The organism is Hansschlegelia beijingensis (assembly GCF_045505405.1).
In the GTDB taxonomy this organism is placed as follows: domain Bacteria; phylum Pseudomonadota; class Alphaproteobacteria; order Rhizobiales; family Methylopilaceae; genus Methylopila; species Methylopila beijingensis_A.
In genome coordinates this window covers 1-3,433 of record NZ_JBJKEX010000327.1, presented here as the reverse complement: position 1 = coordinate 3,433, position 3,433 = coordinate 1, and the positions used below count along the sequence as shown (strand labels likewise).

Sequence of the window (3,433 nt, the reverse complement as noted above, 5' to 3'; positions counted from 1 at the left end):
CCGGCGCGACCGCCAGCGCTGCGGCCAGGCCCAGGGCCGTCGCGGCGAAGGCGCGCATCAGGCGCGCGCGAGTTCCGTTCGTCATGGCGTATTCTCCCGCGACGCGCCCTGCCCGTCGGGGCGACGTCGCTGCTCTGAATGCTCCGCTGAGGATACGCGTCAGAGTTTGCATTCCGTTAACCGCGTTCCAATCCCGCTTTGATACGTCGATCGCGCGTCCCGCCCTTTACGGACCGCCCGAACGACACAAATCTACACGCCGACCGCGGCCAATCTGCGGCTGCTGCCCCCTCCTGGAGCCCTCATGTCCCGCAAGATCCGCAAAGCCGTGTTCCCTGTCGCCGGTCTCGGCACGCGCTTCCTGCCCGCCACCAAGGCTGTTCCCAAGGAGATGCTGACCATCGTCGACCGCCCAGCGATCCAGCATGTGGTCGAGGAGGCGAGAGCCGCCGGCGTGGAGCATTTCATCTTCGTGACCGGACGCAACAAAAGCGTGATCGAGGATCATTTCGACAAGCATTTCGAGCTCGACGCCACCCTCGAGCGGCGCGGCAAGACCAAGGAGCTCGAGCTGCTGAGGGAGATGCTCCCGGCGGCCGGCCAGACCAGCTTCACCCGCCAGCAGGAGCCGCTCGGCCTCGGCCACGCCGTATGGTGCGCGCGCGACATCGTCGGCGACGAGCCGTTCGCGCTGCTGCTGCCCGACATGCTGCACCAGTCGCCGCGCGGCTGCCTCGCAGACATGATGGACGTCTACGAGGAGGCCGGAGGCGGCAACGTCGTCTCGGTCTACGAGGTGCCTGAGGACCAGACGCACCAGTACGGCATCGTCGGCGCCGGCGAGAAGGTCGGCAAGGGCTTCCGGATGACCTCGATGGTCGAGAAGCCCAAGCCCGGCACGGCCGAGTCGAACCTCGCGATCTCGGGCCGCTACATCCTGCAGCCGGAGATCTTCGAGCTGCTCAGCCGGCAGGAGGCGGGCGCCGGCGGCGAGATCCAGCTCACGGACTCGATGCTGCGGCTGACCGAGACGCAGCCTTTCTCGGGCTACAACTTCCCGGGCAAGGTCTACGACACCGGCTCCAAGATCGGCTTCCTGACCGCGAACGTGGCCTACGCGCTCGCCCGCCCCGAAATGGCCGGCGACTTCCGCACCGAGCTCGAGACGCTGCTCGCTCTCTGACCGCGCTCAGACCGGACCGGCGACGCCCTCCGCGGCGGTCGTCGGTTCGCCGCGCTCGCGCTCCCGCCGCAGCGCGTAGAGGCCGGAGCCGACGATCAGCGCCGCGCCTACGAGGCCGAGCGCGTCCGGCCGATCCCCCCACACGGCGTATCCGAGGATCAGCGAACCGAGGATGACGCTGTAGCGGAACGGCCCGACCACGGCCATGTCGCCGAGCCGGAAGGCGAGCACGATCGTCATGTTGCAGGCGCAGACGAGCGCCGCCACGCCGACGAGCAGGATGATCTCGCGGGTGTTCGGCGCGATCCAGGAGCCGGGCTGCGCAGCGCCGCCGGCGGCGCCCAGCAGGGTCACCGCGATGGTGGCTCCGAGCGTCACCACCAGCGAGGGCGCGTGGCCGGGAATGCGGCGCGTCACCAGATCGCGCACCGCCATGATGACCGCCGAAAGAAGCGCGAGCGCCGCATAGGCGTTCACGCCGCTCGGCGAGGGCTTGGCGACCAGCAGAACGCCCACGAAGCCGACCCCGATAGCGGCCCAGCGCCGCGCCCCGACGCTCTGCCAGCCGATCGCGACGGCTATCGCGGTGAGAATGAGCGGCGTCGCCTGAACGATGCTGGTGAACTCGGCGAGCCCCAGCCCGGACAGGGCCGTGACGTAGAGCAGACAGCAGCCGGCCTCGAGCGCCGATCGCAGCACGACCAGCGGATTGGCGAGGGTCTTCAGTCGCGGCCCGTGACCGGCGGCCAGGATGACGGCGAGCATCAGCACGATCGCCATCACGCCGCGCAGCGCCATGATCTCCGAGGCCGGAAGGCGCGCGGCGATCAGCTTGACCACGGCGTCGTTCGACACCTGGAACGCCATGCCGACGACCATCGCGATGACGCCGCGCGCGGTCGGATCGAGCGCGCGGCCGCGCGCCGAGACTCCGAGATCGGTGACTGACATGAAGATAAGCGCCGGGAGCGAGAGGAGGCCTCTAGCTACCGCAACGATGCTTAACGCGCGTCAACCAACGGCGCTTCTCAGCGCATGACCGCCATGCGCGCGCAGCGGGTCAGCGCCGCACCCTCATGCCGAACTCGATGATCGAGGCTTTGTAGTCCTCGCCGGGCAGGTTGCTGTCGAGCCGCTCGTGCTGGAAGCTGCCGATCATCGAAAGCGTGCGGTTCAGCCGGTACTCGCCTTCCAGGGTCAGCGTCAGCCCGTCGTCCACCCGCCCGATCCCGCGATAGCTCGACCGCACGTAATCGGCGCGGCCGGTCATGATGAGGTTGCGGCGGAGACGGTGCTCGACCGCGATCCCGGCGCTGCGCTCCAGGACGCCGCCCGCGCCGTCGAGCGTGGTCTCCTGGAACGAAGTCTGGGCGTTCAGCCGCACCGTGGTGAGAGCCGTCGCGGTCCAGGTCACGTCCGCGTCGAAGATGAGACCGTCGACCGGCTTGAGGTCGTTGTCCTTGGGCGTCTGCCGGCCGTAGCCGATGGCGGCCTCGCCGGTGATCAGACGGGTGGCCTCGAAGCGCGCGCCGCCGCGGAGCGCGTAGCCGCTCGAGCCGAGCCTGCGGCCGTCGTCCCCGATGGTCCTGTCGTAGTCGCGCGTGTCGACCGCGACTTCCGCGAAGGGCTGCAGCGCCGGCGAGAGCTCGTAGGCGCCGCGCGCCCTGATCTCATAGGCGTTGTAGATCCGGTCGGAGTTGTCGAGCGTCTCGCCGTTCTGGAGCTTCGCGTCGTTGAACAGGTAGCGGTCCACGAGGCCCTCCACCTTGAAGCTCAGCCGGTTGAAGGCGTGCGCCACGCCCAAAGTCGCCCCGATCGACTTGTCGACCTCGTCGCCCTCGATATTGGTCGGCGTGTCGGGGTCGCCGCGCCGGGGCGTGGTGAGCGAGGCGCGCAGCTGGGACGTGATCTGCGTCTGCCGGGTGACGTCGAACCGCCCGTCGACGACCGCGCTGAGATTGGGCTCGTAGCCCGGCGACGGCAGGTCCGTGTAGCGGCGGATCTGCCCGTCGAGCCTGACGGTCACCTCGTGACGTTCCCAGTCCGACTGGGCGTCCAGGACGCCGCGCAGGCGGTAGAAGGGCGAGCTCTTGCCGCCTCCCGAATCGCGCAGCGGGTTGGTGTCGTACCCGCCCGCTGTCTCCAGCGAGGGCCGCAGGATGAACGCGCCGGCGCGCACGCCGGTCGGCGCATAGGCCTCTTCGTCGGCCCAGCCGCGGCGGCCTGAGCCGCCGGACTTCAGGGCCGACG

The 3,433-nt window shown here is 69.4% G+C and carries 3 protein-coding genes; 1 reads left to right on the top strand and 2 read right to left on the bottom strand.

Annotated elements, in window-relative coordinates:
- The first annotated feature begins 304 nt into the window (after window positions 1-304).
- Window positions 305-1,183 carry a UTP--glucose-1-phosphate uridylyltransferase GalU gene (galU, locus tag ACIKT0_RS15350; RefSeq protein WP_407106193.1) on the top strand — a complete coding sequence of 293 codons (879 nt, stop codon included), beginning with the start codon at window positions 305-307 and terminating at the stop codon, window positions 1,181-1,183.
- 6 nt (window positions 1,184-1,189) lie between these two features.
- Here the strand turns inward: galU and ACIKT0_RS15345 are convergent, their stop codons facing one another.
- Both ACIKT0_RS15345 and ACIKT0_RS15340 read right to left on the bottom strand, forming a co-directional pair.
- Complete coding sequence (locus ACIKT0_RS15345) at window positions 1,190-2,134, bottom strand: DMT family transporter (protein WP_407106192.1); 945 nt, start codon at window positions 2,132-2,134, stop codon at window positions 1,190-1,192.
- A gap of 109 nt (window positions 2,135-2,243) precedes the next feature.
- The coding region (locus tag ACIKT0_RS15340; protein ID WP_407106190.1) for an outer membrane beta-barrel protein at window positions 2,244-3,433 on the bottom strand (1,190 nt) is incomplete at its 5' end.